Origin of the sequence: Hyphomonas johnsonii MHS-2 (genome assembly GCF_000685275.1) — a bacterium.
GTDB lineage: Bacteria > Pseudomonadota > Alphaproteobacteria > Caulobacterales > Hyphomonadaceae > Hyphomonas > Hyphomonas johnsonii.
In genome coordinates this window covers 797,907-823,216 of the sequence record NZ_ARYK01000001.1, presented here as the reverse complement: position 1 = coordinate 823,216, position 25,310 = coordinate 797,907, and the positions used below count along the sequence as shown (strand labels likewise).

Sequence of the window (25,310 nt, the reverse complement as noted above, 5' to 3'; positions counted from 1 at the left end):
CCAGCGGCCGGTTGCCGTGTTCAACCGCGCTGAAAGCATCCACGGATTTGCTGTGCCCGTAATTCCAGGCCTGTTGTCGGGTCATGACGCCAGCACGAACGGTTCCAGGCCGGACAGGCGCATGTCATGCGATGTCGGTGCGGGGTTGCGCGGCTTCACACCGTCAACGGCCTTCGCGATGGCCGCGATATGCTCCGGCGTCGTCCCGCAGCAGCCGCCGAGAATGTTGACGATGCCGTCCTTGGCCCAGCCCTGCAGTTCGCCCGAGGTCTGGCCCGGAGTCTCGTCATACTGGCCCATCTCGTTGGGCAGGCCAGCATTCGGATAGGCGGCAACCAGCGTGTCGGCGATCCGCGACAGCGAGGCGATGTGCGGGCGCATCAGGTCCGCTCCAAGGGCACAGTTGAAGCCGATCGCGAATGGCTTGGCATGGCGCACGGAATTCCAGAACGCCTCGACTGTCTGGCCTGACAGTGTGCGGCCGGACCGGTCGGTAATCGTACCGGAAATCCAGATCGGCAGCTTGTCCATGCCTTCCGCTTCAAGGTCCATGATCGCCTTGATCGCGGCCTTGCAGTTCAGCGTGTCGGTGATGGTCTCGATCAGGTAGAGATCGACACCGCCGTCGTTCAGTGCCTTCACCTGCATGCGGTAGGCGTCGTACACCTCGTCGAACGTCACGGCGCGGTGGCCGGGATCATTCACGTTGGACGACATGGACAGCATCTTGTTGAGCGGGCCAATCGAACCGGCTGCAAAGCGCGGCTTGTCCGGCGTCTTCGCGGTCCAGGCATCTGCCGCCGCGCGCGCCAGCTTTGCGCCTTCATGGTTGATGTCACGCACCGCATCCGCATCGAGCTTGTAGTCGTCCTGCGCGATCGTAGTCGCCGAGAACGTGTTCGTTTCGGAAATGTCGGCGCCTGCTTCGAAATAGGCATGGTGCAGGTCCGTCACGATGTCGGGCCGGGTCAGGCAGAGGATGTCATTGTTGCCCTTCATCTGGCCTTCGTGGCTGGCGAAGCGGTCACCACGAAAATCGGCCTCGTCGAGGCCGCGCCGCTGGATCATCACACCCCAGGCGCCGTCGAGGATCAGGATGCGCTCCCTTGCGGCAGCCTTCATGGCGGCGATGCGTTCGGTCCGGTTCATGTCAGCCCCTCATGCAGGTTGCGCGGGTTTGGGTTTCAGTCCGAGCAGGCGGCAGGTCGACAATGCCAGCCCGGCCCGGTTCAAGGTGTAGAAGTGGAACTGGTTCACGCCCTGGTCGGCCAGCTTGTGGCAGAGTTCGGCCGCGACCGTCGCCGTGACAAGATCGCGGGTCTCGCTATCGTCATCCAGCCCGTCATAGAGCCGGTCGAGCCAGGCAGGTACGCTGGCCTGGACCATGCCCGCCATGCGCTTCAGCCCTGCGAAATTGGGCTGCAACATGATGCCCGGCACCAGCGGCATCGTGATGCCCCGGGCGCGGGCCCGCTCCACGAAGCGGAGGTAGACGTCCGGCTCGAAAAAGAACTGCGTGATGGCGCGCGTTGCGCCGGCGTCCTGCTTGGCTTTCAGGAAGGCGAGGTCTTCGTCCCATCCGCGACTGTTGGGGTGCGGTTCCGGGTAGCAAGACACGGAAATTTCGAACTGGCCGGCATCCGACAGGGATTCAATGAGTTCGACGGAGTTCGCAAAACCTGCCGGGTGGGGCGTGAAGGTGCCGCTCATGCCTTCGGGCGGGTCTCCGCGCAGGGCGACGATGTGGTGCACGCCGGCCGCGGCATAGGAATCTGCCACGCTCAGTACTTCTGCCTTCGTTGCCGAAACGCAGGTAAGGTGCGCGGCAGGAAGCAAGGTCGTGCTGCCGGCAATCCGCTTGACGGTGTCATGTGTGCGCTCGCGCGTCGAGCCGCCAGCGCCATAGGTGACGGACACGAAGTCCGGCGCCATCGGCTCCAGCCGCTGCACCGTTTCCCACAGGCGCGCCGCCATGGCGTCGCTCTTCGGCGGGAAGAATTCGAATGACACGGACGGCGCCGCGTCTGACTGGCGATCAGCAATCGAAAATGTGCTCACGCGACCGCCTCCCGGGCTTCTGCCGGCTTGTCGGCCACCCAGATATTGACCTCAAGGCCGGGATCCGAGCCCTTCGGCGGTGCCAGCACGCGCGGCGCTGACAGCGTGAGTCCTGCGTCGCTGGCCCACGACGCCATCGTGTCATGCCGGACACCCAGCCTGAGATGGCCATGCTCGGCCCGCAGGAACTCCAGGTCGTGCGGCGCGAAGTCGACAACCAGCAGGCGCCCGCCCGGCACAAGCACGCGGCCTGCTTCGGCGATCGCCCTGCCCGGCGCATCCATATAGTGCAACACCTGGTGGATGATCACCAGATCGGCCGTCCCGTCCTCGAACGGCACTGCCGTCACATCACCCTGCCGGACGCGGGCCGCATCGATACCTTCCCGTTCGAGATTGGCGCGGGCAACCGTCAGCATGTGGTGGCTGAGGTCGATACCTTCGGCTTCCTTCGCGAGGGGCGCAAACAGGGCCAGCATGCGCCCGGTGCCCGTGCCGAAGTCGACAACCCGGCGAAACGGCCCCGGGCCGGCCAGGGCGAGCAGGTTCTGCTCGATCGCCTCGTTCGGATAGTGCAGCGACCGGATCGTGTCCCAGGTTCCCGCAACCCGGGAGAAATAGGTCTTGGCCGACTCCGAGCGCATCACTCCGACATCTTCCAGCTGCGCCGAATCACGCTCGAAGGCAGGCGTGTCGACATCGACCTGCTCGAACAGGAAATCGAGGAAAATCTTGCCGTCGCCCTTGCTCGCCGCGCGATAGAAAACGAACGACCCCTCTGGCAGCCGTTCAACCAGGCCGGCATTTGTCAGCGCTTTCAGATGATGAGACAAACGGGGCTGGCTGAGTGAAAGGATCTGCACCAGTTCGCCAACCGACAGGTCCTTCTGCCGCAACAGCGCAAGAATGCGCAGGCGGGTCGGTTCTCCCGATGCCCGCAAGCGGTCGATAACGATGGCCGGGTCTGATTTCATATCAGTATATAAACATGAGTTTATATGTAATTGCAAGACAGGATGTTCGCACCCGTCGGGGTACATTTTAACCAAACTGTGAGTTGATGCCGCCGGTCATCGTCTCCATTTACCGCTCTTAATCCAAATCGGGGAAATTCCTCATGCAAATTCGTTTCATAGGCGCAAGCCTCGCGCTTGGACTCGGCGCCTGTGCCTCCACACCGCCGTCCGATCCGATGGCCGTTCACGATCCCTACGAAGGGTTCAACAGGCAGGTGTTCGCTTTCAACAGTGGCGTGGACAAGTATGCCATCAGCCCGGCAGCAACCGTCTACAAGACGGTCACCCCCGAATTTGGCCGCGACCGCGTCGCCGACTTCCTGTCGAACCTGGGCGCACCGGTCGTTTTCGTGAACGATGTGCTCCAGGTGCAGCCGTCGCGGGCCAGCGACACTTTCCTGCGGTTCACGATCAATACGACAATCGGCCTTGTCGGCCTGTGGGATGCAGCCGACTATTTCGGGCTGAAGGGGCACCGTGAGGATTTCGGCCAGACGCTCGCTGTCTGGGGCGTTGGCAGCGGACCCTACCTTGTCCTGCCCTTCATGGGGCCATCCAATCCGCGTGACCTGCTGGGCAGGGGCGTCGATATTGCCTTTGACCCGCTGACATGGACAGAGTTTGCTGCCCGACCCGACCTCGACGACCAGATCCGGATCGGTCGCGGCGTTCTCGGCGGCCTGAACGCAAGGGTTGCGCTCGACGACCAGATCAGGACCCTGAACGAACAACCGGAACCTTATGTCGCTCTGCGCCGTATTTATTCATCTCAGCGTCAGGCTGAGATTCGTAATGGTAAGGTGGATAACAACAATGCCTACGACGATCTCCCGGATTTCGACGAGTATGACAACTAGGCAGTGAACGACGGCGACAACAGGAGCGATTTCTTGACCTTTCTACGTAATACCGCACTGGCAATCACCGCGCTTGCGCTGAGCGCTGCGCCAGCTTTTGCCGATGCAGAAGCCGAAGCATATGTCCAGGCAAATGCCAGCGACGTGCTGGCTTCGCTGAACGACCCCGCCCTCGACGCCACCCAGCGGACACAGGCGTTCAGCAGGTATATGGACGAGTTCACCGACCTCAACGCCGTCGCCAATTTCGTGATCGGGAAGTACAGCCGCCGGTTCACGCCCGACGAACTGGCGCGCTACCGTACAGCGTTCCGCGACTACGCGCTGGCCGTGTATGAGGCCCAGCTGGATGATTATCGTGGCAACGCGGTGGTCGTGGAGGGCTCGGTCGACCGGACGGCGACCGATTCGATCGTCGACACGGTGATCAAGCGCCAGGACGGCAAGGACATGGATGTCCGCTGGCGCGTGCTCAAGCGCGACGGGAAATTCCAGGTCGTAGACGTTGCCCTCAACATCGATGGCAACCTGATTTGGCTGGGAATCGAACAGCGCGCACAGTTCATTGCCCTGCTCGACCGGTCGAACGGCTCTGCCGATGCGTTGATCAACAAGATCAACAGCATGACAGCCGACCTGAAGGCATCAAAGCGCACCTGATCTGCAGCATGGTTAGCCAATCTGGCCCGGAATTTGGGTCCGGATGGCAAACGTGCCATCAAGCGGGGCGAAGGTCAGAATCGGAACAAAATTCCCTGACGGCCTGATTCCTGCATCCTGGTGCAGGTCTAGTGGCTTGATTGCAATCAGGAATAAGAATGAAGATCTCTGTCTACAAGGATCGGTATCCGACATCCTTCGTTGTGCCGCGCACCAGCGCGCACACGATTGATCGTCGGCTATTCATACCGTTTGACAAGATCAACAGCAATCTTGACGGCATCGCCCTGCTGGCACCACTACACAACGCGGATATCGTCCATGCATTCAACCGCCTTCCGGTGGGAGAGCGCAAATACGTCATTTCCTTCGAAAGCCACCTGCCCCGCCGGTTCGGTTTTCAACGCGACAATGCCTTCACCGACTGGATGAGCCGCGAGATCGCGAGCCACCGGTGCCGGCGCATTATTGCCCTGTCCCACTATGCCCGGCGCCAGTTCCTGGACCAGGCAAAGGACCAGGATGCGCTTGCCGACCTCGAGGCCAAGCTGTTTGTCCGCCATCCCAACCTTCTGATGGGCCCGCCAACCGACCCCCTTGCGGAAGGCTTGCAGGCCGGACGCCTGGACGACCTGACCATTACATTTGTCGGTGCCCACTTTGCCCGGAAGGGCGGCTGCGTCGCCGCCCTGCTGGCAAAGAAGGCCCATGAGCAGAAGCTGCCGCTGCGAATCCAGGTGATCTCGTCGCTGAAATACGGCGCAAGTGTCTGGACCGATCCGACCTCACCCACTTTTATCAAGCCCTATCTCGACATGCTGAAACTGCCGAATGTGACGGTCCGTGACGGCCTGCCCAATCGGGCTGTCCGGAAGGCACTGGGGCAGTCGCACTTCGGCTTCCTGCCGACATTCTCCGACACATTCGGGTATTCGGTGATCGAGGCCATGGCCGAGCACACGCCCTCCATCGCAACCGCCGTCCAGGCTATCCCCGAGGTCGTCATGGACGGCGTCAACGGTATCCTGTTGCCGCTCCCAACCGACGCGATCGGCAACTGGCTGCAGCCCCCCACGGAAACGCGGGGCGAGCCTGAATATGCGCGCGCCTTCGGCGAGGAAGCCGAGCGCCTGGCAGATGCGGCCCTAGCCGCGATCCTGCCCTTCCTCGGCGCGCCTGATCGCCTTCTGCAGATGCGGCGCTACGCGCGCCTGACGGCCGAGCGCATGTTCGCACCGGACGTCTCAACGGCATTCTACGATCCGTTCTACGAGCGTGTGGCAGCCGAGGACGTGCGGACGAAACCGGTCCGGCATGCCCTCGACGTGTCGTCACCGACCGTCAAGGACATCGACCTCGTCTAGCGCGCGAACTTCTTGAACTTCAGGCGCTTCGGGTTCACCGCGTCTTCGCCGAGACGGCGTTTCTTGTCTTCGAGGTAGGACGAGAAATCCCCCTCGAACCACTCGACATGGCTGTTGCCCTCGAACGCGAGGATATGGGTCGCCATGCGGTCAAGGAACCAGCGGTCGTGCGAGATGATCACGGCGCAACCCGGGAAGTTGTCGAGGCCTTCCTCCAGCGCCTGCAGCGTTTCCACATCAAGGTCGTTGGTCGGTTCATCGAGCAGGAGCAGGTTGTGACTGCCCTTCAGCATCTTGGCGAGGTGGACGCGGTTGCGCTCACCGCCTGACAGGAGGCCGACCTTCTTCTGCTGGTCGGTGCCCTTGAAGTTGAAGGCGCCGACATAGGCGCGCGACATGACTTCCACACCGCCAAGGTCGATCACGTCCGTTCCGCCGGAGATTTCCTCCCAGACGTTCTTGCTCGGGTCGAGCTTGTCACGGCTCTGGTCGACATAGCCGATCTTCACCGTCTCGCCGACGCGCAGGGTGCCTTCATCCGGCTGTTCCTGGCCAAGGATCATCTTGAACAGGGTCGACTTACCGGCACCGTTCGGGCCGATCACGCCGACAATGCCGCCGGGCGGCAGCTTGAAGTCGAGGTCTTCGATCAGGAGATTGTCGCCGAACGCCTTGCGCAGGTTCTCGGCTTCCAGCACCACGCCGCCGAGGCGCGGGCCGGGCGGGATGCGGATCTGCGCGGTCATGACCTTCTCGCGCTCGGCCTTGGAGGCCATGTCTTCATAGGCGCTGATACGGGCCTTGGATTTTGCCTGGCGGGCTTTCTGGCCGGACCGGACCCATTCGAGTTCCTTGGCCAGCGTGCGCTTGCGGCCAGTATCCTCGCGGGCTTCCTGCTCCATCCGTTTGGCCTTCTGCTCGACCCAGCCGGAATAGTTGCCCTGGAAAGGCACGCCGCGGCCGCGATCGAGTTCGAGAATCCAGCTGGTGATGTCATCGAGGAAGTAACGGTCGTGGGTCACGAGGATGACGCAGCCGGGGAAATTGATCAGGTAGTTCTGCAGCCACGCCACCGTTTCGGCGTCGAGGTGGTTGGTCGGTTCATCCATCAGGATCATGTCGGGCTTTGACAGCAGCAGCTGGCAGATGGCGACACGGCGGGCTTCACCACCGGACAGGGCGGAGACGTCCGCGTCATTCTCGGGACAACCGAGCGCCGTCAGGGCCATGTCGATCTTGGAATCGATATCCCACGCGTCGGCCGCATCAATCTGCTCCTGCAGCGCGGTCATCTGTTCCATCAACTCGTCTGAATAATCCTCGCCGAGCTTTTCGGAGATGGCGTTGAATTCGGCCAGCATCTGCTTTTCAGGGCATTTGGAGGCGACGTTCTCGAACACGCTGAGAGTCGGGTCCAGCTTCGGTTCCTGCGGCAGGTAGCCGACCTTGACGCCTTCGGCGGCCCAGGCTTCGCCCTGGAAGTCCTTGTCCTCGCCGGCCATGATGCGCAGCAGGGTCGACTTACCGGAGCCGTTGACGCCCACGACACCGATCTTGGCGTCCGGCAGGAAGTTCAGGTGGATGTTCTCGAACACCTTTTTTCCGCCTGGATAGGCCTTGGTCAGACCTTGCATATGGAAGACGATTTGTGGACCGGCCATCGTGCCTTGTTCCTTGCTGGAATGGGGTGAGTTTCAAAGCGCAGCTAATGACAGGCGCCCGGCCCAAGATCAAGCCGGACCGGTCACCCGCAGGTATCAGGCGAAAATTGACGGGTGCCGAGGCCGCCTAGCAGCACTTGCGCGCCAGGGCGGCCTTGTGCTGCTCTTCCGACATCACGCTTTCGAGGCGTTCCAGTTCCAGCGCGGCGCCGCCACTGCCGAGGTGTTCGGCATGCTTGAACCATCGCCAGGCGGATACGAAATCGGGCTCCGCACCATGGCCGCCGGCGTGGGCGATGCCGAGATTGAAGGCGCACCGGCTGTCGCCGAGTTCGGCGCCCTTGCCCCACCAGTCGCGGGCGGTGTCGAATTCCTGCGGGCCGCCGGTGCCGGCCATCATCATGGCACCGAGATGGGTGATCGCGTCGAGTTCACCCTGCGCCGCCGCGCTGAGGAACAGCGTCCGGGCGCGGGCCTTGTCGACGGGACCGCCGAGGCCGCGCACCAGCATGAAGCCGAGACTGAACTGGGCGGCGGCAAGTCCGCTTTCGGCGGCCTGGGTGTAATAGGCCCGAGCGGCGGTGAGGTCTTGCGGGACGCCGCGCCCGTGGTGCAGCAGGGAACCGAATTCGTTGGCGGCGCCGGCATGACCGGCGTTCGCCGCTTTCCGCATGGCTTCAGCGGCCTTGATCAGCGCTTCACCGCCCTCACTGCCGGAAAGCAAAGCGTGAACCTGTTCGAAGGAGTCCCACCCATTTTCCATGACGCTCACAATAGATACGCGCGCCATTCTGGCTAGACGTCAAACACAGTTTCGCCACAAAAACACAATCACAGCGCGATTTTTGTACAGCGGGATGACACCGGCCCGATCGGCGCTAGTGTGCGCGCGACAGCGAGCGGAGAGTGACATTGCCTGAATCCCGGACAGATCTGACACTGGAACGCCTCTATGCATCCCCTTCCCTGTCAGGCCCGGCGCCGCGCGGCGTGAAATTCTCACCCGACGGCCGACGGGTGACCTTCCTGAAGGGCCGTCCGGACGAGCAGGACCGGTTCGACCTGTGGCAATTCCTGGTCGCAACAGGCGAACAGGCCCTCCTGGTCGACTCGCAGCTGCTGCAACCTGTCGATGAGGAATTGTCCGAAGCGGAAAAGGCCCTGCGCGAGCGAAAGCGCATCGCCGGATCGAAAGGCATCGTCGATTACAGCTGGGGCACGGCGGACACGATCCTGGTGCCGATGGGCGGCGACCTGTTCCTGGTGACGCTTGGCGCTGGGACGCCGCAGGTGCGCCAGCTGACCGACAGCGATGCGTTCGAAACGGATGCAAAAGTGTCGCCGGGCGGGCGCCATGTCAGTTTCGTGCGCGACGGCGCCCTCTATGCGATCGACCTGACGACCGGAGAGGAGTCCCGCCTGTCGCCCGCCGCCGAACCGGACAAGGCCATCTCGTATGGCGTCGCCGAATTCGTGGCGCAGGAAGAAATGCATCGTTTCACCGGTTACTGGTGGAGCCCGGACGACAAATATGTCGCCTATACGCGCGTGGATGAATCCACGGTCGATATCATACCACGCTTCGACATAGAGGCGGACAAGGTGACGGTCATCGAACAGCGCTATCCGCGCGCCGGGCGGCCGAATGCCGTGGTGGACCTGTTCGTTCGGGACATGGCGACGGGCGAGACGGTTGAGATCAACTGGCGGAGAGACGATTGGGGGCCGGCGACGGACCAGTACCTCGCGCGGGTGGACATGATTTCAGACAGTCTAGTGGTCCAGGCGGTTGATCGAGATCAGACATTTATCAAAGCGAAAAATGTTCGTTTCAGTGATGGACAGATACTGTCGGGTGAAGGCGTGCCGCCAACTGACACCTCGCTCGACGCAGAATTCCTCGCAGAGTATCAGGCCTGTTGGGTAAACCTCAGATCTGATTTCTTGATTATTCCGGACATCGGCCTGCTAACAACGTCAGAAAACGGTGACGGCAGCTACCGTCACCTTGTTCTTCTCACTGGTGGAGGAGTGCATTTCTTCCCGCACGGCGACTGGCCAATCGACGAGTTGGCAGGTGCGCATGCCCCATCGAACACAGCTTTTGTGACCGGATACAAGGACACGCCGCTTGAACGGCATCTATACAGGATTGGTGTTGATCGGAAACAGTTCTTTGAAACGCTCAAATCCGGGACCAATGCGGACGAGTTCATGCGTATGGGCGAATCCACCCGCATCACCGCGCCCGGCAAGACGTGGGCGATCACGATGGCGCCGGATGGGCAGTCCTTTGTCGGTGCGTCCTCGTCGCCCGGCCAACCGCCGCAGGTCGGGCTGTACAAGGCAGACGGGTCGCTGATTGCGTGGATCGAGGAGAACCGGCTGGATGAGACCCATCCCTATGCGCCGTTCCTGTCTGATCATTCAATGCCGGAATTCGGGACGCTGAAAGCCGAAGACGGGCAAGACCTCTACTATTCCCTCCTGAAACCGCCGGGCTTTGACCCGGCGAAACAGTATCCCGTGATTGTCGAGGTGTATGGCGGGCCGGGTGTGCAGACCGTGGTCAATGAATGGGGCCGCGTATCGGACCAGTTCTATGCGCGCGAAGGCTATATCCTGTTCCGGCTGGACAATCGCGGCAGCGCCAATCGCGGCAAGACGTTCGAGGACGTCATCTATCGCCGCACCGGCGGGCCAGAAGTGCGCGACCAGCTGGTCGGTGTCGACTGGCTGAAAAGCCAGCCTTTCGTGGACGCGGGCCGCATCGCCATTCAGGGCTGGTCCTATGGCGGCTACATGACGCTGATGACCGTTTTGCAGGCGCCGGAAGGCACGTTCGCGGCCGCCGCCGCCGGGGCGCCGGTGACCGACTGGCGCCTCTACGACACATTCTATACCGAACGCTACATGGACACGCCGGAAGACAATCCGGACGGCTATGAGGCCTCAAGCGTGTTTCCCTATGTCGACAACCTCACAACACCCCTGCTGCTGATGCATGGCATGGCCGACGACAACGTCACCTTCGACAATACGACCCGGCTGATGGCCGCGCTGCAGGAGAAGGGCAAGCCGTTCGAGCTGATGACCTATCCCGGCCAGCGCCACGGCATTCGCGGCGAGGCCTTGCAGGTGCACCTGATGAAGACGCGGATGGCGTTCCTGGACCGACACCTCAAGAAACGCCCACTCACTCCGGCTTAGACCAGTCCAGATGCATGACGTCCACCCGGTCGGCCCCCATGTGCTGGACGAAGGCCTGCATGATTTCTTCGCGATGGTTTTTGGTGTCGGGGGCCATCCCCTCCGCCAGGAACACGCAGCTGGCGAAGTCCTCGGCGCTCAGCATTCCAGCGGCCGGGAGAAGGTCGGTAACGTGGAGCGTACGGCCATCCTTGACCGACCCGCAATACCCCAAGCCTACGCAGACAGCATGCATCAGAGCCGAGAAGTTTGAATTGTCTTTCATGCTCGCATCCCCTTACGCTCGATCATCCACCATATTGAGAGAAAAATGAAACCCTGGAAAACCCTCGAGAGCCACCAGACCTTCAAGGACAAGTTCCTGTCGGTGCGCACCGACCGCTGCGAGCGCGACGATGGCCATATCGTGCCAACCTATCATGTGCTGGAATTCACCGACTGGGTGACGCTGATCCCGGTGACCGATCAGGGCAATGTCGTGCTGATCCGTGAGTATCGCCACGCTGCCGGCGTCGTGCTGACCAGCCTGCCAGGCGGCGTGATGGACCCCGGCGAGACGGATGCCGAAGCCGCCGGCCGCCGCGAACTGCAGGAAGAGACCGGCTATACGCCGCGCGCGATGATCCACGTCGGCACCTGCTTTCCGAACCCGGCGACGCAGGACAACCGGCTGCACTATTATCTCGCCACCGGCTGCACGAAGACTCACGCGCAGGCGCTGGACCCGAACGAGGAAATCGAGGTCGTGGAAATGCCCTATGAGGCCTTCCTCGCCTACGAAGACCTTGAGGTCCAGCACGGGCTTCACGCGGCGGCATTGTTTTACACTGAACGGTTTTTCGGCAAGCATCCGGACAAGCGCCCCGCAACGAGGAAACAGCCATGACCGCCCTGCAGCCCAGCCCCGACCAGATTGCCGCCTTCCTCAAGGCCGACATGGATGAACCCGTCTGCATGGTGAACCTGCTGAAGTTCCGCGCTGAGGCCGCCTACGACGCGGGAACGCCGGAAGCTGCCGAGGGACTGACCGGACAGGCGGCCTATGCCCGCTATGGCGCCGGCGTGTCGAAGGTGTTCAAGAAGATCGGCGCCAAGCCGGTCTATTTCGCCCCGGTGCAACGGTTCATGATCGGCACCGGCGACTGGGACGCCGTGGCGCTGGCCTGGTATCCATCGCGGCGGGTGTTTCTCGAGATGCCGCAGCGCGACGATTACCGCGCGATCCACTACCACAGAGACGCGGGCCTGCTGCACCAGGACCTCATCGAAACCACGCCGGGAGCGATCTGAACCATGCCTGCCTTCCAACCGACCGCCGACCAGTTCCGCGCCTTTCGTGACGACCCCCATGACGGCCCGATCGCGCAGGTGAACCTGCTGAAATTCCGCGTGAAAGCGGCCTACCAGCCGAGCGACCCGGAATATGGCGAGGAGATCAGTGGCGAGGCCGCCTATGCGCGCTATTCGGAAGCGTTCACCGAAGCGGCGAAGGAAACCGGCGGAACGACGCTGCTGCTGGCCGCGACCGAGCGCTATTTCATTGGCGGCGGCGACTGGGACGGGGTGCTGGTCAATCACTTCCCGTCACGCCAGGCCTTCATCGCGATGCTGAACCACAAGGATTACAAATCCATGTCGCGCCACCGCGACGCGGGCCTCCTGTGCCAGGAGCTGATCGTGACGCGGCCAAGCTGGCTGAACGGAGAAAAGACATGAGCGGCTATCAAGTCCACGGCGGCCTCGGCTCGCCCTATTCGATGAAGGTACGCGCCGCGATGCGGGCCAAGCGCCTGCCGCACACATGGACCGGCATGACAGTCGCCGAACGCGGCCAGGTGATGCCGAACGTGAAGGCGCCGGTGATCCCGGTGATCAAGCGGCCGGATGGGACGTGGACGAATGATTCCACGCCCTTCCTGCTGTCGATCGAGGGGGAGGGCCGGCCGCTGCTGCCGCCCGGCGCAGTGGCGCGCTTTGCCTGCCTGTTGCTGGAGGACATGGCCGACGAGTGGTTCATGAAGGCGATGTTCCACTATCGCTGGTTCTATCAAGAGGATGCCGAATGGGTGGCCAACTGGCTGATCTTCGACTCGCTGCCGAATGCCGGCCGCGAGGCCATCGAGCAGACGGCGGAGAGCATTCGCGCGCGGCAGATCTCCCGCATGGCGCTGGTTGGCTGCACGCCGGAAACCGCGCCGCTGATCGAGGCCAGCTGGAAGCGGACGAACGCAGCGCTTGACGCGATGGCGCTGGGGCCGACCCGGTTCCTGTTCGGCGACTGCATCTCGCTGGCGGACCTTGCCTTCTACGGCCAGCTGAAGGTCATGTCATATGACCCGACACCGATGGCGTGGCTGCGCGCCGAGACGCCTTACCTCTACCGCTGGCTGGACCATGCAGACGATGCCGGCGGCATCGAGGGCGACTGGTCCGGCGAGATCAGTCAGCCGGTGAAAGACCTGCTGGCGATTGCCGGGGAGACCTACCTGCCCTTCCTGCAGGCGAACGCGGATGCGCTGGCAGCAGGCGCGGAGACATTCAGCCTGACCATCGAGGGCGGACGTTACGAACAGGGCGTGTTCAAATACCAGGCAAAATGCCTCGACGCGCTGCGCACCGAATGGGCCGGACTGGACAGCGCTGCGAAAGCCTCGCTAAGGGATTGGATCGGCACCGGAGCGACCCTTCTTGACTGACACCCTTTCCCGCATCAGCCGCCTGCTGCACCACCGGACCGGCCGCCTGGCCAAGGGCGAACCGGTCTCCCTGCCGATCATGGCGACATCGACCTTCCACCTGCCCGGCGCGCCCGACGGCAGCCATTTCTATGCCCGCAACGGCAACCCCACGGTCGAGACCGTCGAGGCGGAAATCGGCATACTCGAGGATGCGCAGGTCGTCGTTTTCCCGTCCGGCATGGCGGCGATCGCGTCCGTGTTCCAGGCCGTGCTGCGCCCGGGCGATACGGTGCTGGTGCCGTCGGATGGCTATTACAATGTGCGCAACCTGCTGGCCGCCCAGTTCGTGCCGATGGGCATCACCCTGCGAACCTGCCCGACGGCGGAGATGGCAGCAGCCGACATGGCAGGGTGCCGGCTAGTCCAGATCGAGACGCCATCGAACCCTGGCCTTGCGGTCTGCGACATTGCCACCGTGGCCGCGCGCGCGAGATCGGCTGGCGCCCTGCTGATGGCAGACAATACGACCGCGACGCCGCTCTGCCAGCAGCCGCTGGACCTTGGCGCGGACATCGTGGTCATGTCGGACACCAAGGCGATGGCCGGCCATTCGGACGTGCTGTGCGGCCATGTCGCGACGCGCGACGCAGACCTGTTCGAGGCGATCAAGACATGCCGGCGCCTGTCGGGAGCCATCATCGGCCCGTTTGATGCCTACCTGCTGCACCGCGGACTGGAGACACTGGAACTGCGGCTGGACCGGATGAACGCCAATGCGCTGGCCGTTGCCCGCGCCATGCAATCGCATCCGGCGGTCCTGTCGGTCCATTATCCCGGCCTCGGCAATGACCCATTCCACCAGGTCGCCATGCGCCAGATGAAGGGGTTCGGCCCGATCGTCGGGCTGACACTCGCCGACGAGGCGAGTGCGGAGCAATTCATTGATGACTGCCCGCTACTGTCGTCCGCGACGAGTTTCGGCGGGGTTCATTCGAGCGCGGAACGCCGTGCGCGCTGGGGTGACGACGTACCGGACGGCTTTGTCCGCTTCGCGGCCGGCATTGAGCCGACAGCGGACCTTGTTGCAGCGGTGACACAGACACTCGACACATTGTCCTGATCCGGGACGGTCGCGGTGACAATGCCATTCATGTGGTATAGTTCTTGCGGATTGCTGGTGGGAACCGCGCAATGAAACGACTTAGTATAGTACTCTTTTTCGCGGTAGTTGCCGCTGCAGGTTGGGGATGGTTCAAATTGAACCAGCCGGCACCGGCCATGGAAATGGCCGACCCGCTGCGCATCCAGCAGGGCGTCATCATCGGTGGAATCGACCACGACAACCCCGCCATCCAGGTCTTCAACGGTATTCCGTACGCGACGGCACGGCGCTGGACCGCGCCGGATATCCCGCCGCAATGGGGCGCAATACCCCGCGACGCGCGAAATTTCGGGGCCGAATGCCTGCAGCCGCGCAACGGCCTGAACGCCTTTGTCGACGATATCATCGACGGTGTCGGCCTGCCCTGGTGGAAGCGCATGCTCGCCAAGAAATACATCGCCGCGCAGCGGACTCCCCCGGAATCGGAAACCTGCCTGTTCCTGAACGTCCGCTCCGGGAATGTTGACGGCGACACGCCGGCGCCGGTCATGGTCTGGATTCATGGCGGGTCGCACCAGGCCGGTTCCGGATCGCAGAGCTTCTACCAGACGAACGGACTGGTCGAAAAAGGCGTCGTCCTTGTGACGATCAATTACCGGCTCGGACCGCTCGGCTACCTGGCACACCCGGCGCTGACGGAGGAAGACGGAACGTCCGGCAATTACGGCCTGATGGACCAGATCGCGGCACTGAGATGGGTTCGCGAGAATATCGCCTCGTTTGGCGGCGATCCGGAGAATGTCACCCTGTTCGGCGAAAGCGCCGGCGCGCAGGCGATCAGCGAGATCATGGCCTCGCCGCTGTCTCACGACCTGTTCGACAAGGTGATCCTGGAAAGCGGGTCGAGCAGCTACAACGCGCTGCACCTGAAGAAGTCGCCGTTGGTCAGCGTGCGCAGCGCCGAAGATGTCGGCATGGAATTCATGTCGACCCTGGTGCCACCCGCCGCGACGGCAGCGACATTGCGCGCGATCCCGGCGGCCGCGATCATTTCCCGCGCCGAGGCGCGCAGCGACCTGACCGGCTATTTCCTGCCGAATGTCGATGGTGCGGTCGTGCCTGAAATGATTGGCCAGGCGATCCGCGACGGATCGGTTCCGCGCGTGCCGATGCTGGCGGGCTACAATGCCGACGAGGGCTCGCTGTTCTATGACGATATCCAGTCGCCGACAGTGCTGGCGAAAAACATGACGGGAACCTTCGAGGCCCGTGAGGATGCCCTCGCCGATGTGTTCGGGCCGAACCCGGCCAAGGCGCTGCAATCGCTCTATGGCATGGAGACGCTGGAGACCTGGGACGAGGGCGCCGAAGACATGCTGGGCGACGACATGTTCGGGGTCCACATGCGCTTTATCGGCCGGCACAATTCTGCCGCCGGCCAACCCACATGGATGTACATCTTCTCGCGCACCTGGCCGTCACGGCACCAGACGATCGGCGCCTATCACTCTGCCGAGATCCCGTTCGTGTTCGACAGCCATTCGCCGCTGATGCCGGTATCGCACGCCGATGAACGGCTGACCGACATCATGATGTCCTACTGGACCAATTTCGCGCGCACCGGAAACCCGAACGGCGTCGACCTGCCGGAATGGCCCGCCTACACGCCCGAGACCGATACATGGATGGAACTCGACTACCCGGTCGCGCCGCACCGCGAGCTGCGGGCCCGCAAGCTCGACATCCTTGAAGAGAACCTCAACAAGCGGATCGACATGGTGACCGAAATCGTCGCCCCGCGTGACGTGGCGCTGTTCGTCGACTCGCCGATGCCGTCAGATGGTGAGGAGCCTGTCGCAGACAGCAACTAGGCCGGCCAGGTCGTCCGAATCGAACGCATCGAATTCGGTCGAATCGACGTCCAGCACCGCGGCGAGCTTTCCATTGGCATCGAAGACCGGCACCACGATCTCGGAATTCGACGCCGAATCGCAGGCGACATGGCCCGCAAATGCGTGGACGTCCGGCACGATGATCGGTTCGCCGGTCGTGGCGACATGGCCGCAGACACCCTTGTCGAACGGAATGCGCAGGCACCCGAGCGTACCCTGATAGGGGCCGACGACGAGTTCGCGCTCTTTCAGCGGGTCGACTTCGTAGAATCCGGTCCAGTAGAACCGGGGGCCAAAGGCCTGCGCCAGGATGCTGGATGCCGATGCATAGCGGGCGGTGACCGAGGTTTCCCCGGCAACGACGCTGTCGATTTCCGCCTTGATCTCCCGGTACTGCCCAGCCTTGTCCATGTCTCGCCTCATCTCTGCCTTGGAGGGCCTATATCGCAACGCCGTGGCAATTGGACAATAGGGCGTTGATGCAGTCTGCAACCTCTGGAATAGTCGACGGGAAAGTGGGCGGCCGGGACGCCTGCGCCAGAAGGGGCGTGCCATGAGCCTGCCAATCCGCTTGGGAGCCTTGCTCGTGCTTGCCTGCACGCTGGCATTCCCCGTGCTGGCAGCCCCCGCAGCAGGCGACGATGACGGGCGCGCCGTGCAGACAGACCTTGATGCGGTGGACCGGGCCCACGCGGCCTACCTGAAGAAAGGCCGCATCCAGGCAGAGCGCCCGGACCCTGAGACGCCGGAAACCGCTCCGGGCGGCGCAGAGGCCACGCTTCCGGCCGGCCAGGCGGGCCACCGCCCCGCTGGCCCGCAGGGCGATGACGACCTGCAACTGAGGCGTCCCGAGGCAGGCAACCAGCCCAGGATTCCCGGCGGCGACCTTCAGCTGGAGCGCCCGGAATCCGACGAAATCGACATCCCGCGCAAACAGAACCCGCCGCCGAAATGGCTGCAGGCGATCTTCGACTTTCTTGGCCGGTTGGGCCCCTTGCTGCAGTTCGTCTTCTGGGCGGCCCTCTTCGTTGCCGGGCTCGGCATCCTCTACTTCCTGTTCGGCGAGGCCATCCGGGTGCGCTTCGGCAAGTCCGGCGACGGCAAGGTGGACAATCCGGACGACGTGCTGACCGACGTGCGGCCGGACGCGGCGCAGGCGCTGTCCTTGCTGGAAGAGGCCGACGCACTGGCCCGGACCGGCAAGTTTGCCGAGGCCGTCCACCTCCTGCTGTTCCGCTCGATCGACGACATCCAGCAGCGGCTGGAAGGCGGCGTGCCACGCTCGCTGACGGCGCGCGAGATCGGCGGGCTCCGCCACCTGCCCGAGCGCGCAAGCCGGGCCTTGAAGCCGATCATCACGATTGTCGAGCACAGCTTCTTCGGCGGCCGGGATGTCGACGAGGCCGGCTGGAAGACCGCGCGCGGATCTTACGAGAAATTTGCCTTTGGTGAGGGCTGGGAATGAGCGAGGCCGTGGAAACATCATCTCCCTTCTCGGCACGGACGGTCGGCATCCTGCTGGCCATCGCGATCGTGTCGTTCGGCGCAGTGATGGTGCTGGCCGGCTGGTCGCCCGAGCTGCGCAACAAGGACCAGGCAGGTGACCACCCGTTCTCGACCTCGGCACTCGGCTACAATGGCATCGTCCAGTTCCTCGACGCGCAGGATTACCCGGTCGAAATTTCCCGGCTGGAGCACAAGCTGACCGACCGGCCCTGGGGCCTGATGGTCATCACCGCTTCGCCCTGGGGCATGACAAAGGCGCTGAACGAGCTGACGCTGCAGGAGCCGACACTGGTCGTGCTGCCGAAATGGACCGGCACCGTCAATCCGCTGAACCGCAAGCGCCAGCGCGACACGAAGTTTGCCTCTGCCCGGCTGGTGAATGACCTGCTGGGCGCCCTGGACGTTGACGGCGAGATCGGACGGATCAACGTGCCGCACACGACGCGCACCCCCTTCGGGCGGATGGCGCTGCGGCCCGACCTCAAGATGCAGGTGCTGAATTCCGACAGGCTGGAACCGATCGTCGATACGGGTGACGGATTCCTGCTGGCGAAATTGCCGGACCAGGAAATCTACATCCTCGCCGACCCGGACATGCTGAACACGTTCGGACTGGCCGAACGGGAGAATGCCCGGTTCGCCGTCCAGCTGATGGACTACCTGCGCTATGACGCCGATGAGCCGATCATCTTCGATGCGACGCTGCACGGCTTCGTGCGGTCGGAGAACCTGCTGAAGATGATGTTCGACATTCCGTTTGTCGGGGCAACGCTGGCAGCGCTGGCCTCGGCCTTCCTGCTCGGCTGGGCCGCGCTTGTGCGGTTCGGCCCGACGGCCCGCGAAGGGCGCGTGATTGCGCTGGGCAAGCAGGCCCTGGCGGACAATTCAGCGGGGCTGATCACCATGACGCGGCGCGAGGCGCGGATGGCGCCCGGCTATCTCGCCATGATGCGGCGACGGGTGGCGCGCGAGATCGCGGCACCGAAGACGATGACGGAAGCACAATTGTCCGCCCTGTTCGACCGGCTGGGACCGGAGGACCAATCAGGCAAGACGTTCTCGCAGATCGAACGCGGCCTTCGTACGGCTGCGACCAGCCGCGAAGACCTCATGACCAAGGCCCGCGAACTGTATCGCTGGCGACGCGACATTCTCAGGAGAAGCACGCATGAACACAAGTGACATCAAGGACCTGGCGGGCAAGATCCGCAGCGAGGTGCGCAAGGCCGTGATCGGGCAGGACCTGACAGTCGACCTGTTGCTGACGGCGCTGTTCTCGTCGGGCCACGTACTGCTGGAGGGGCCACCCGGAACGGCCAAGACCCTTCTGGCGCAGTGTTTTGCGAAATCCATCTCGCTGGAATTCGGGCGCATCCAGTTCACGCCGGACCTGATGCCGGGCGACGTGCTGGGCACCAACCTGTTCAACTTCCAGACCAATGAATTCAGCCTGACCAAGGGGCCGATCTTCACCGACCTGCTGCTGGCCGACGAGATCAACCGGACGCCGCCCAAGACGCAGGCGGCGCTGCTGGAGGCGATGCAGGAACGCAAGGTGACGATTGACGGGGACTCCTATCCGCTGAACCCGCGCTTCACCGTGATCGCGACGCAGAACCCGATCGAGCAGCAGGGCACCTATCCCCTGCCCGAGGCGCAGCTGGACCGGTTCCTGTTCAAGCACACGCTGGACTATCCGAGCCGCGAGGAAGAGTTCGCCATCGTCGCGCAGCACGGCACGCGCACCGGCATGAACACGCCGGCCTCGTTCAAGATCGAATCGGCGATCAGTGCCGAGGAGCTGGACCAGGCGGTCGAGACCGTGGCGCAGATCAAGCTGAAGGATGACATCATCTCCTATATCGTCGACCTGGTCCGGGCGACGCGGGAGACCCCGGCGCTGGAGACCGGCGCGAGCCCGCGCGCGGCAGCGGCGCTGGCCACCGCCGCCCGGGCCAGGGCCGCGATCGACGGTCGCGACTTCGTCATCCCGGATGATGTGAAGGCCCTGGCCCTGCCGGCCCTGCGTCACCGCATCCTGCTGTCGCCGGCCGCCGAGATCGAAGGCAAGACGACCGACGAGACGCTGGCGGGCATTGTCGAACAGACGGCGGCGCCACGGTGATTTCGCCGACGCCCCGCGCGATTTTCCTGATGCTGCTCGGCGTGCCGCTGATGCTGGTGATCGCCCTGTCGGCGCCGGCCTTGTGGATCATGTCCGCGGGCTGGATTGTCGGGGTTGGCGCCCTGGTGCTGGTCGACGCCGTGATCGGTGCATCGCTGCGCGACTATGGCGTGACGATGGACGCGCCGGCCCTGCTCTATGCCGGCGGAAGCGACCCGCTGCCGGTGACACTCGGCTTTGCCAGGGGGCCCCTGCCGCGCCGGATACAGGTGCAGCTGGAGACGAATGACTTCCTGGAAGCCCTCCCGGCCAAGGGCCTGCGCGGCTGGGAAGGCCGGACCCGGCCCTACGCCTTTACGCTGACGCCGAAGCGGCGCGGCCTGGCGAAACTGGTGCGCCTGTGGAGCCGCTGGAACGGGCCGCTCGGCCTGGTGCAGAAACGCCACATCGCGCAGCTGGACCGGGACATCCCGGTGACGCCGAACGTGCGCTGGGTAAAGGACGAGGCGATCCGCCTGTTCTCGCGCGATGCGGCCTTCGGCATCAAGACACAGATCGAACGCGGCGATGGCAGCGAGTTCGACGCCCTGCGCGACTTCGCCAGCGGGATGGACCGGCGGGCGATCGACTGGAAGCACTCGGCGCGCCATCGCAGCCTGCTGGCCAAGGAATTCCGCACCGAGCGCAACCACAATATCGTCTTCGCCTTCGATACCGGGCGGCTGATGAGCGAGCCGCTGGGCGGCGTGCCGAAGATCGACCGGGCGATCAATGCCGGGCTGCTCTTGTCCTATGTCTCGCTGCGCCACGGCGACCGGACGATGTTCTACGGCTTTGATGCCCGGCCCGGCCTGTCGACCGGGTTCCTGAGCGGGCCGCGCAGTTTTCCCAAGGCGCAGGGCATGGCGGCCAACCTGGACTATTCGAGCGAAGAGACCAATTTCACGCTGGCCCTGTCGACACTGGCAAACCGGCTGGAACGGCGCAGCCTGGTGATCATCTTTTCCGATTTCGTCGATACGATCTCGGCCGAGCTGATGCTGGAAAACGTCAAGCGCCTGACCGACCGGCACCTGATCCTGTTCGCCACGTTCGAGGACGAGGCGATGTCGGCGATGGTCGATGCGCCGCCGGAAACGACCCTGGACGTGACCCGCGCGGTGATCGCCGACGGCCTGCTGTCGGAGCGCGACCTCGTCTTCCGGCGCCTGCAGCGGATGGGCGTGCAGATCATCGAGACCAGGCCGGAGGCGTTTGGCGGGGCCCTGATTTCCCGCTACCTCCAGATCAAGCAGAGGGACATGTTGTGAAGGGTGACATGCTCAAATCCTACCGGTTCCGGGAGGAACGCGAGGCCGACTGGCGCAAGCTGGACCTGATCCTGACGCGCGCCGAGAACAGCGGGGTCAAGGCGCTGTCGGATGCCGAGATGACGGCCCTGCCGCAGCTGTACCGGCAGGCCGTATCGTCGCTGTCGGTGGCGCGGTCGATCTCGCTGGACCAGAACGTGGTGACCTACCTGGAGAGCCTGTGCACGCGGGCCTATTTCTTTGTCTACGGCGCGCGCACGTCAATCGGTGAGCGGATCATGGACTTCCTGCGGCGCGGCTGGCCCGAAGCCGTACGCGGCGCGGTGTGGCCGACCCTGCTGTCCTTCCTCTGCCTGGCGGCCGGAATCGGGCTGGCCTTCATCCTGTGCCTGCAGGACATGGAATGGTTCTGGACCTTCAATGGCGAGAATTTCTTCGACGGGCGCAACCCGGATGCGACGGTGGAATACCTGCGCTCGACGATCTACACGAATGAAGGCGAGAACGGGCAGAGCGAGCTGGCGGCGTTTTCGAGCTTCCTGTTCAACCACAATGCCCAGATTTCCCTGTTCGCCTTTGCGCTGGGGTTTGCGTTCGGCATCCCGACGGCGTGGCTGCTGGTCTATAACGGGGTCAGCCTCGGTTCGATGTATGCGGTGTTCTGGCAGAAGGGGCTGGGGTACGAATTCACCGGCTGGCTGCTGATCCATGGCGTCACGGAACTGTTTGCGATCATCCTGGCCGGGGCGGCCGGATTCGTCATCGGCGGGGCGGTGGCGTTTCCCGGCCAGAAGACGCGGATCGCCTCGGCGCGGGCGTCCGGCCAGAAGGCGGCAACGATGGCGATGGGCTGTGTGGTGATGCTGGTGATTGCCGCGCTGCTGGAAGGCTTCGGGCGTCAGATGATCAATTCCGACGTGCTGCGCTATGCCATCGCGCTGACCAGCCTGGTCCTCTGGTGCGCCTATTTCTACCTGCCCCGGACGGAGCGCCAGGTATGACGGACACAAGCAGCCCTGCCCGGCCTGGCATCAGCATGGAAGCCGCCCAGCGCCGCCGCGCGCGGATGGCCGAGAAGATGCGCATCGGCAAGCTGGTGCGCACCCTGGTGACGCCGGAGGGGGCGGAGATCCACCTGAAGCTGGCCACCGTTGCCGAGCGCGCCGGCGCCCTGCTGATCGACATGGCCATCCAGTGGGCGATCGTCATCGCCACCCTGCTCGGGCTGAGCTACATGATGGCCGCGATGGGCTTCGACAATGCCAATGTCGCCTTCGCTTTCTGGATGGTGTTCTACTTTTTCGTCCGGAACTTCTATTACATCTTCTTCGAGATCGGCCAGAAGGCCGCGACGCCGGGCAAGCGGGCGCTGGGCCTGAGGGTCGCGGCACGCGATGGCGGGCGGCTGACGGCCGATTCCGTGCTGGCGCGCAATTTCATGCGCGAGGTCGAGATCGGCCTGCCGCTGCAATTCCTGCTGATGGGCGGCGACCAGCTGGGCGCGTGGATGGCGCTGCTGGGGCTGGTCTGGTCGGGCGTGTTCCTGTTCTTCCCGGTGTTCAACCGGGACAAGATGCGGGTCGGCGACCTGCTGGCGGGCACGTGGGTGATCAAGGCGCCGAAGGCCACGCTGATGACCGACATTACCGCCGTGGTGACAGCGCAGGCGCAGGCATCGCGCTATGCCTTCACGCCGGAACAGGCCGACGCCTACGGCATCCACGAACTGCATGTGCTGGAAGACGTGCTGAGGCAGTCGAGCCCGGAGATCAAGCAACAGGTGGCCGAGCGGATACGCGGCAAGATCGGCTGGCAGGCCGCGGCGGGCGAAACCGATCTCGGCTTCCTGGAAGCCTATTATGCCGCCCTGCGCCGACGCCTCGAACAGCGCATGTTGCTGGGCGAGCGCAAGGCGGACAAATACGACACGCGGGCGAAACCCTAGCCCGGCGCGGCGTTGAGTTTGTCAAAGGCGGCGTCGTTGAGGAAACGCAGGTCCGCCCTGGCTTCCGGTTCGAGATCCTTGCGGGCGAGGCCCGGCACTTTCAGGAAATTGAAGCTGACGGGGCGGGCAACGCATTTCGCGCGGCGCCGGACGAGCCAGCGGGCGAGCCGCCTGGCATGGGCGTCTGGCGCGTCGATGACGGCCTGGAGGGCGGCCAGGCGCTGCAGCAGGGCGGCGCTGGTGGCCGGCTGCGGCATGGGCCGGGGCGGCCTTGCCACAGCGGGCGGGCCATCGAGGCGGCGGAACCAGGGGCCGGCGGGTTTCGGGGCCGGGCCGAGCGGTTCGGCGAAGCGGAACCGGGGTATCCGCCCCTCCCGGCGCGGGCCGGCCTGTCCTGCGGCGGGCGGCGGACCCGAATGCCCCGAGGCCCCGGCTGTCGCCGGGGAGGCAGAGAGGGATGGCGCGACCAGGAACAGCAGGCGGCGAGCCATCGCTTCGGCGGGTTTCAGCACGGTCAGCACGCTGGTGGCGAGACCGCGTGGCAGGGGGATGACCTCCGTACCAAGAAAATACCGCGCGATAGCGAGCAGGCTGGCGACCCGCCGCCAGCCTTCCGACGCGATGGTTTCAAGGTCACGGGTGTCGAGAGAAAACATGGACCAAGCATGGCACAGGTTCCAAGGGGTCGGAGAAACGCGCGCCTGTCCTACAGCTTGTCCTGCACCCAGTCGCGGGTGAGGAAGCCGTCGATCATGTCGCAGACGAGGCCGAGTTCGATCAGGGCGGTGGTGAAACGGTCCGGATTGACGAGGGGTTTGAAGATCGAGCCGGCCTCGAACTGGTTCGGGGCTTCGAGGGCCAGCGTCATGTGGCCATCCTCGAACAGGCCGCGCAGCTTTCCCGCGGAGAAGTGGCGCTCGAGCGCGATCAGGCGTTCCATCCGGTCGGGCGTCAGCAGGGCGCGGGCCTCGACCTGGTCGGTGGAGTAGACGGTGAAGGCCTTGTCGAGTTCGGCGGAGACGAGGCTGACCTTCTTCAGCGCCTTGGCCGCCTTGCCGCGCTTCCACCAGCGCGACCGGGCCATGAGGGTGCGGCCAAGGAAACGCTGGGGATAGTCGACATGGAACAGGAGACCCTGGAAGACCGTGCCGCCATTGTCGCCGGTGGTTTCGAGCTTGGCCTCGACGAGGGAAAAGGCCGCTCCGGCGCGCTCGCCCTTTATCAGGTCCTCGAAATGGCGTGAATCATGGGCCGGCAGCAGGCTGGCGGCCTCGAGCGCCTCGTAGGCGGGGGTCGGGCATTCCGGGCCGGTGGCATTGGAGGCACCGAAGCTGGCGCTGCCGAAGGGGGTGGTGATGCGGGTCTGGGCGCCGCGCTTCCTGTTTTTCGTGCCGGGTTTCGCGCCCGGCGAGCCGTATTTGGCGTTGTACGCCTTCCCGGCGGCGACGAGGCTGCGGAAATCGGTGACGCGGGCAATGTCTGGCGCGAGGGTGTCATAGGTGAAGCCGAAGCACTGGCAGGCGGCGCTGAGGACCAGTTCCTTGGTGGCATTCTTCATCGCGTAGATGTTCAGCCAGTCCATGCCGGCGATCAGAATGACGCTCAGCGGCACGCCGAAGAACAGGATCAGCATCCAGCCGCCGAGCAGGAACGGCATCGCGATACCGCCCACGACCAGCAGGAGCCCGGGGATGAGGGCCGCCACGAATGTCTTGCGCCAGGCCCGGCGGAGGGTTTCGCGGCGGTCGGATTCACGTGCCTGCAGGGCCGGCGCCAGGGTTTCGTCCCAGATCCGCGGGCCGCTGGCGAATTCCGGGCGCGCCTGTGCAATATCCTGCAGGGGCGGCACCTTTACGGGTTTGCCTGCTGCGTCATATACGATACGAACCATCTCCCGCCCCCGTAATTGCCTGTTTTCATAGTGCC

General features: G+C 63.9%; 25 protein-coding genes. 16 read left to right on the top strand and 9 right to left on the bottom strand.

Annotated elements, in window-relative coordinates; translation table 11 throughout:
* Positions 1-81 precede the first annotated feature (81 nt).
* From HJO_RS03870 to HJO_RS03860, 3 genes are read right to left on the bottom strand one after another with little or no spacing between them, the layout of a single operon-like run.
* On the bottom strand, positions 82-1,149 hold the full coding sequence (locus tag HJO_RS03870; protein WP_035613662.1) for a homocysteine S-methyltransferase family protein: 1,068 nt from the start codon (positions 1,147-1,149) through the stop codon (positions 82-84).
* A gap of 9 nt (positions 1,150-1,158) precedes the next feature.
* Positions 1,159-2,058: a methylenetetrahydrofolate reductase [NAD(P)H] gene (gene metF / locus HJO_RS03865; RefSeq protein WP_084141424.1), complete on the bottom strand. Its 900-nt coding sequence runs from the start codon at positions 2,056-2,058 to the stop codon at positions 1,159-1,161.
* Positions 2,055-3,032 (bottom strand): ArsR/SmtB family transcription factor, encoded by a 978-nt coding sequence (locus HJO_RS03860; protein WP_035613659.1) that lies wholly within the window; start codon positions 3,030-3,032, stop codon positions 2,055-2,057. Before HJO_RS03860 ends, metF begins: the two co-directional genes overlap by 4 nt.
* 143 nt (positions 3,033-3,175) lie before the next feature.
* Here HJO_RS03860 and HJO_RS03855 point away from each other — a divergent pair, with 143 nt between their 5' ends.
* The 3 genes from HJO_RS03855 (at position 3,176) to HJO_RS03845 (ending at position 5,955) form a co-directional block, all read left to right on the top strand.
* Positions 3,176-3,931, top strand: coding sequence for an MlaA family lipoprotein (locus tag HJO_RS03855; protein WP_035613656.1), 756 nt, complete (start codon positions 3,176-3,178; stop codon positions 3,929-3,931).
* 33 nt (positions 3,932-3,964) lie between these two features.
* Positions 3,965-4,591: an MlaC/ttg2D family ABC transporter substrate-binding protein gene (locus HJO_RS03850; protein ID WP_051618253.1), complete on the top strand. Its 627-nt coding sequence runs from the start codon at positions 3,965-3,967 to the stop codon at positions 4,589-4,591.
* 158 nt (positions 4,592-4,749) lie between these two features.
* The gene (locus HJO_RS03845) at positions 4,750-5,955 is read left to right on the top strand and encodes a glycosyltransferase (RefSeq protein ID WP_035613653.1); all 1,206 of its coding nucleotides are present in this window, start codon (positions 4,750-4,752) and stop codon (positions 5,953-5,955) included.
* Here the strand turns inward: HJO_RS03845 and ettA are convergent.
* Together ettA and HJO_RS03835 are read right to left on the bottom strand one after the other, a co-directional pair.
* Entirely contained in the window at positions 5,952-7,616 is a 1,665-nt protein-coding gene (ettA, locus tag HJO_RS03840; protein WP_035613650.1) for an energy-dependent translational throttle protein EttA, read from the bottom strand. The genes HJO_RS03845 and ettA overlap by 4 nt on opposite strands.
* Positions 7,617-7,743: 127 nt before the next feature.
* The gene (locus HJO_RS03835) at positions 7,744-8,379 is read right to left on the bottom strand and encodes a tetratricopeptide repeat protein (RefSeq protein WP_051618134.1); all 636 of its coding nucleotides are present in this window, start codon (positions 8,377-8,379) and stop codon (positions 7,744-7,746) included.
* Positions 8,380-8,522: 143 nt separating this feature from the next.
* On the opposite strand from HJO_RS03835, the gene HJO_RS03830 reads away from it, so the two are divergent.
* Positions 8,523-10,826, top strand: coding sequence for a S9 family peptidase (locus HJO_RS03830; RefSeq protein ID WP_084141418.1), 2,304 nt, complete (start codon positions 8,523-8,525; stop codon positions 10,824-10,826).
* On the opposite strand, the gene HJO_RS03825 is transcribed toward HJO_RS03830, so the two are convergent.
* Positions 10,813-11,091, bottom strand: a complete 279-nt coding sequence (locus tag HJO_RS03825; protein WP_156945405.1) for a hypothetical protein — start codon at positions 11,089-11,091, stop codon at positions 10,813-10,815. The genes HJO_RS03830 and HJO_RS03825 overlap by 14 nt on opposite strands.
* 45 nt (positions 11,092-11,136) lie before the next feature.
* On the opposite strand from HJO_RS03825, the gene HJO_RS03820 reads away from it, so the two are divergent.
* The 6 genes from HJO_RS03820 (at position 11,137) to HJO_RS03795 (ending at position 16,477) form a co-directional block, all read left to right on the top strand.
* The gene (locus HJO_RS03820) at positions 11,137-11,712 is read left to right on the top strand and encodes an NUDIX hydrolase (protein WP_051618133.1); all 576 of its coding nucleotides are present in this window, start codon (positions 11,137-11,139) and stop codon (positions 11,710-11,712) included.
* Entirely contained in the window at positions 11,709-12,116 is a 408-nt protein-coding gene (locus HJO_RS03815; RefSeq protein WP_035613644.1) for a hypothetical protein, read from the top strand. The genes HJO_RS03820 and HJO_RS03815 overlap by 4 nt, the downstream gene beginning before the upstream one ends.
* 3 nt (positions 12,117-12,119) lie before the next feature.
* On the top strand, positions 12,120-12,542 hold the full coding sequence (locus tag HJO_RS03810) for a DUF1330 domain-containing protein (protein WP_051618130.1): 423 nt from the start codon (positions 12,120-12,122) through the stop codon (positions 12,540-12,542).
* On the top strand, positions 12,539-13,522 hold the full coding sequence (locus HJO_RS03805; protein WP_035613641.1) for a glutathione S-transferase family protein: 984 nt from the start codon (positions 12,539-12,541) through the stop codon (positions 13,520-13,522). The genes HJO_RS03810 and HJO_RS03805 overlap by 4 nt, the downstream gene beginning before the upstream one ends.
* Entirely contained in the window at positions 13,515-14,624 is a 1,110-nt protein-coding gene (locus HJO_RS03800) for a cystathionine gamma-lyase (RefSeq protein WP_035613638.1), read from the top strand. The genes HJO_RS03805 and HJO_RS03800 overlap by 8 nt, the downstream gene beginning before the upstream one ends.
* A gap of 137 nt (positions 14,625-14,761) precedes the next feature.
* Positions 14,762-16,477, top strand: coding sequence for a carboxylesterase/lipase family protein (locus HJO_RS03795; RefSeq protein ID WP_162173766.1), 1,716 nt, complete (start codon positions 14,762-14,764; stop codon positions 16,475-16,477).
* Here HJO_RS03795 and HJO_RS03790 read toward each other — a convergent pair.
* On the bottom strand, positions 16,442-16,909 hold the full coding sequence (locus HJO_RS03790; RefSeq protein WP_035613632.1) for a GAF domain-containing protein: 468 nt from the start codon (positions 16,907-16,909) through the stop codon (positions 16,442-16,444). The genes HJO_RS03795 and HJO_RS03790 overlap by 36 nt on opposite strands.
* A gap of 142 nt (positions 16,910-17,051) precedes the next feature.
* Between HJO_RS03790 and HJO_RS03785 the strand changes: the two genes are divergently transcribed.
* From HJO_RS03785 to HJO_RS03760, 6 genes are read left to right on the top strand one after another with little or no spacing between them, the layout of a single operon-like run.
* Positions 17,052-17,963 (top strand): hypothetical protein, encoded by a 912-nt coding sequence (locus HJO_RS03785; RefSeq protein WP_156945404.1) that lies wholly within the window; start codon positions 17,052-17,054, stop codon positions 17,961-17,963.
* Complete coding sequence (locus HJO_RS03780; RefSeq protein ID WP_035613629.1) at positions 17,960-19,186, top strand: hypothetical protein; 1,227 nt, start codon at positions 17,960-17,962, stop codon at positions 19,184-19,186. The genes HJO_RS03785 and HJO_RS03780 overlap by 4 nt, the downstream gene beginning before the upstream one ends.
* Positions 19,173-20,129, top strand: coding sequence for an AAA family ATPase (locus tag HJO_RS03775; RefSeq protein WP_035613626.1), 957 nt, complete (start codon positions 19,173-19,175; stop codon positions 20,127-20,129). The genes HJO_RS03780 and HJO_RS03775 overlap by 14 nt, the downstream gene beginning before the upstream one ends.
* A complete protein-coding gene (locus HJO_RS03770; protein WP_035613623.1) occupies positions 20,126-21,439 on the top strand; it encodes a DUF58 domain-containing protein in 1,314 nt (437 codons plus the stop codon). Before HJO_RS03775 ends, HJO_RS03770 begins: the two co-directional genes overlap by 4 nt.
* Before the next feature lie 8 nt (positions 21,440-21,447).
* Positions 21,448-22,440, top strand: a complete 993-nt coding sequence (locus HJO_RS03765) for a stage II sporulation protein M (protein WP_035614446.1) — start codon at positions 21,448-21,450, stop codon at positions 22,438-22,440.
* Positions 22,437-23,384 carry an RDD family protein gene (locus tag HJO_RS03760; protein WP_241764657.1) on the top strand — a complete coding sequence of 316 codons (948 nt, stop codon included), beginning with the start codon at positions 22,437-22,439 and terminating at the stop codon, positions 23,382-23,384. Before HJO_RS03765 ends, HJO_RS03760 begins: the two co-directional genes overlap by 4 nt.
* Here HJO_RS03760 and HJO_RS03755 read toward each other — a convergent pair.
* Both HJO_RS03755 and HJO_RS17520 read right to left on the bottom strand, forming a co-directional pair.
* The gene (locus HJO_RS03755) at positions 23,381-24,040 is read right to left on the bottom strand and encodes a hypothetical protein (RefSeq protein WP_035613620.1); all 660 of its coding nucleotides are present in this window, start codon (positions 24,038-24,040) and stop codon (positions 23,381-23,383) included. The two genes, HJO_RS03760 and HJO_RS03755, sit on opposite strands and share 4 nt — an antisense overlap.
* 50 nt (positions 24,041-24,090) lie before the next feature.
* Positions 24,091-25,275: a DUF3137 domain-containing protein gene (locus tag HJO_RS17520; RefSeq protein WP_051618126.1), complete on the bottom strand. Its 1,185-nt coding sequence runs from the start codon at positions 25,273-25,275 to the stop codon at positions 24,091-24,093.
* Between the last annotated feature and the right edge of the window lie 35 nt (positions 25,276-25,310).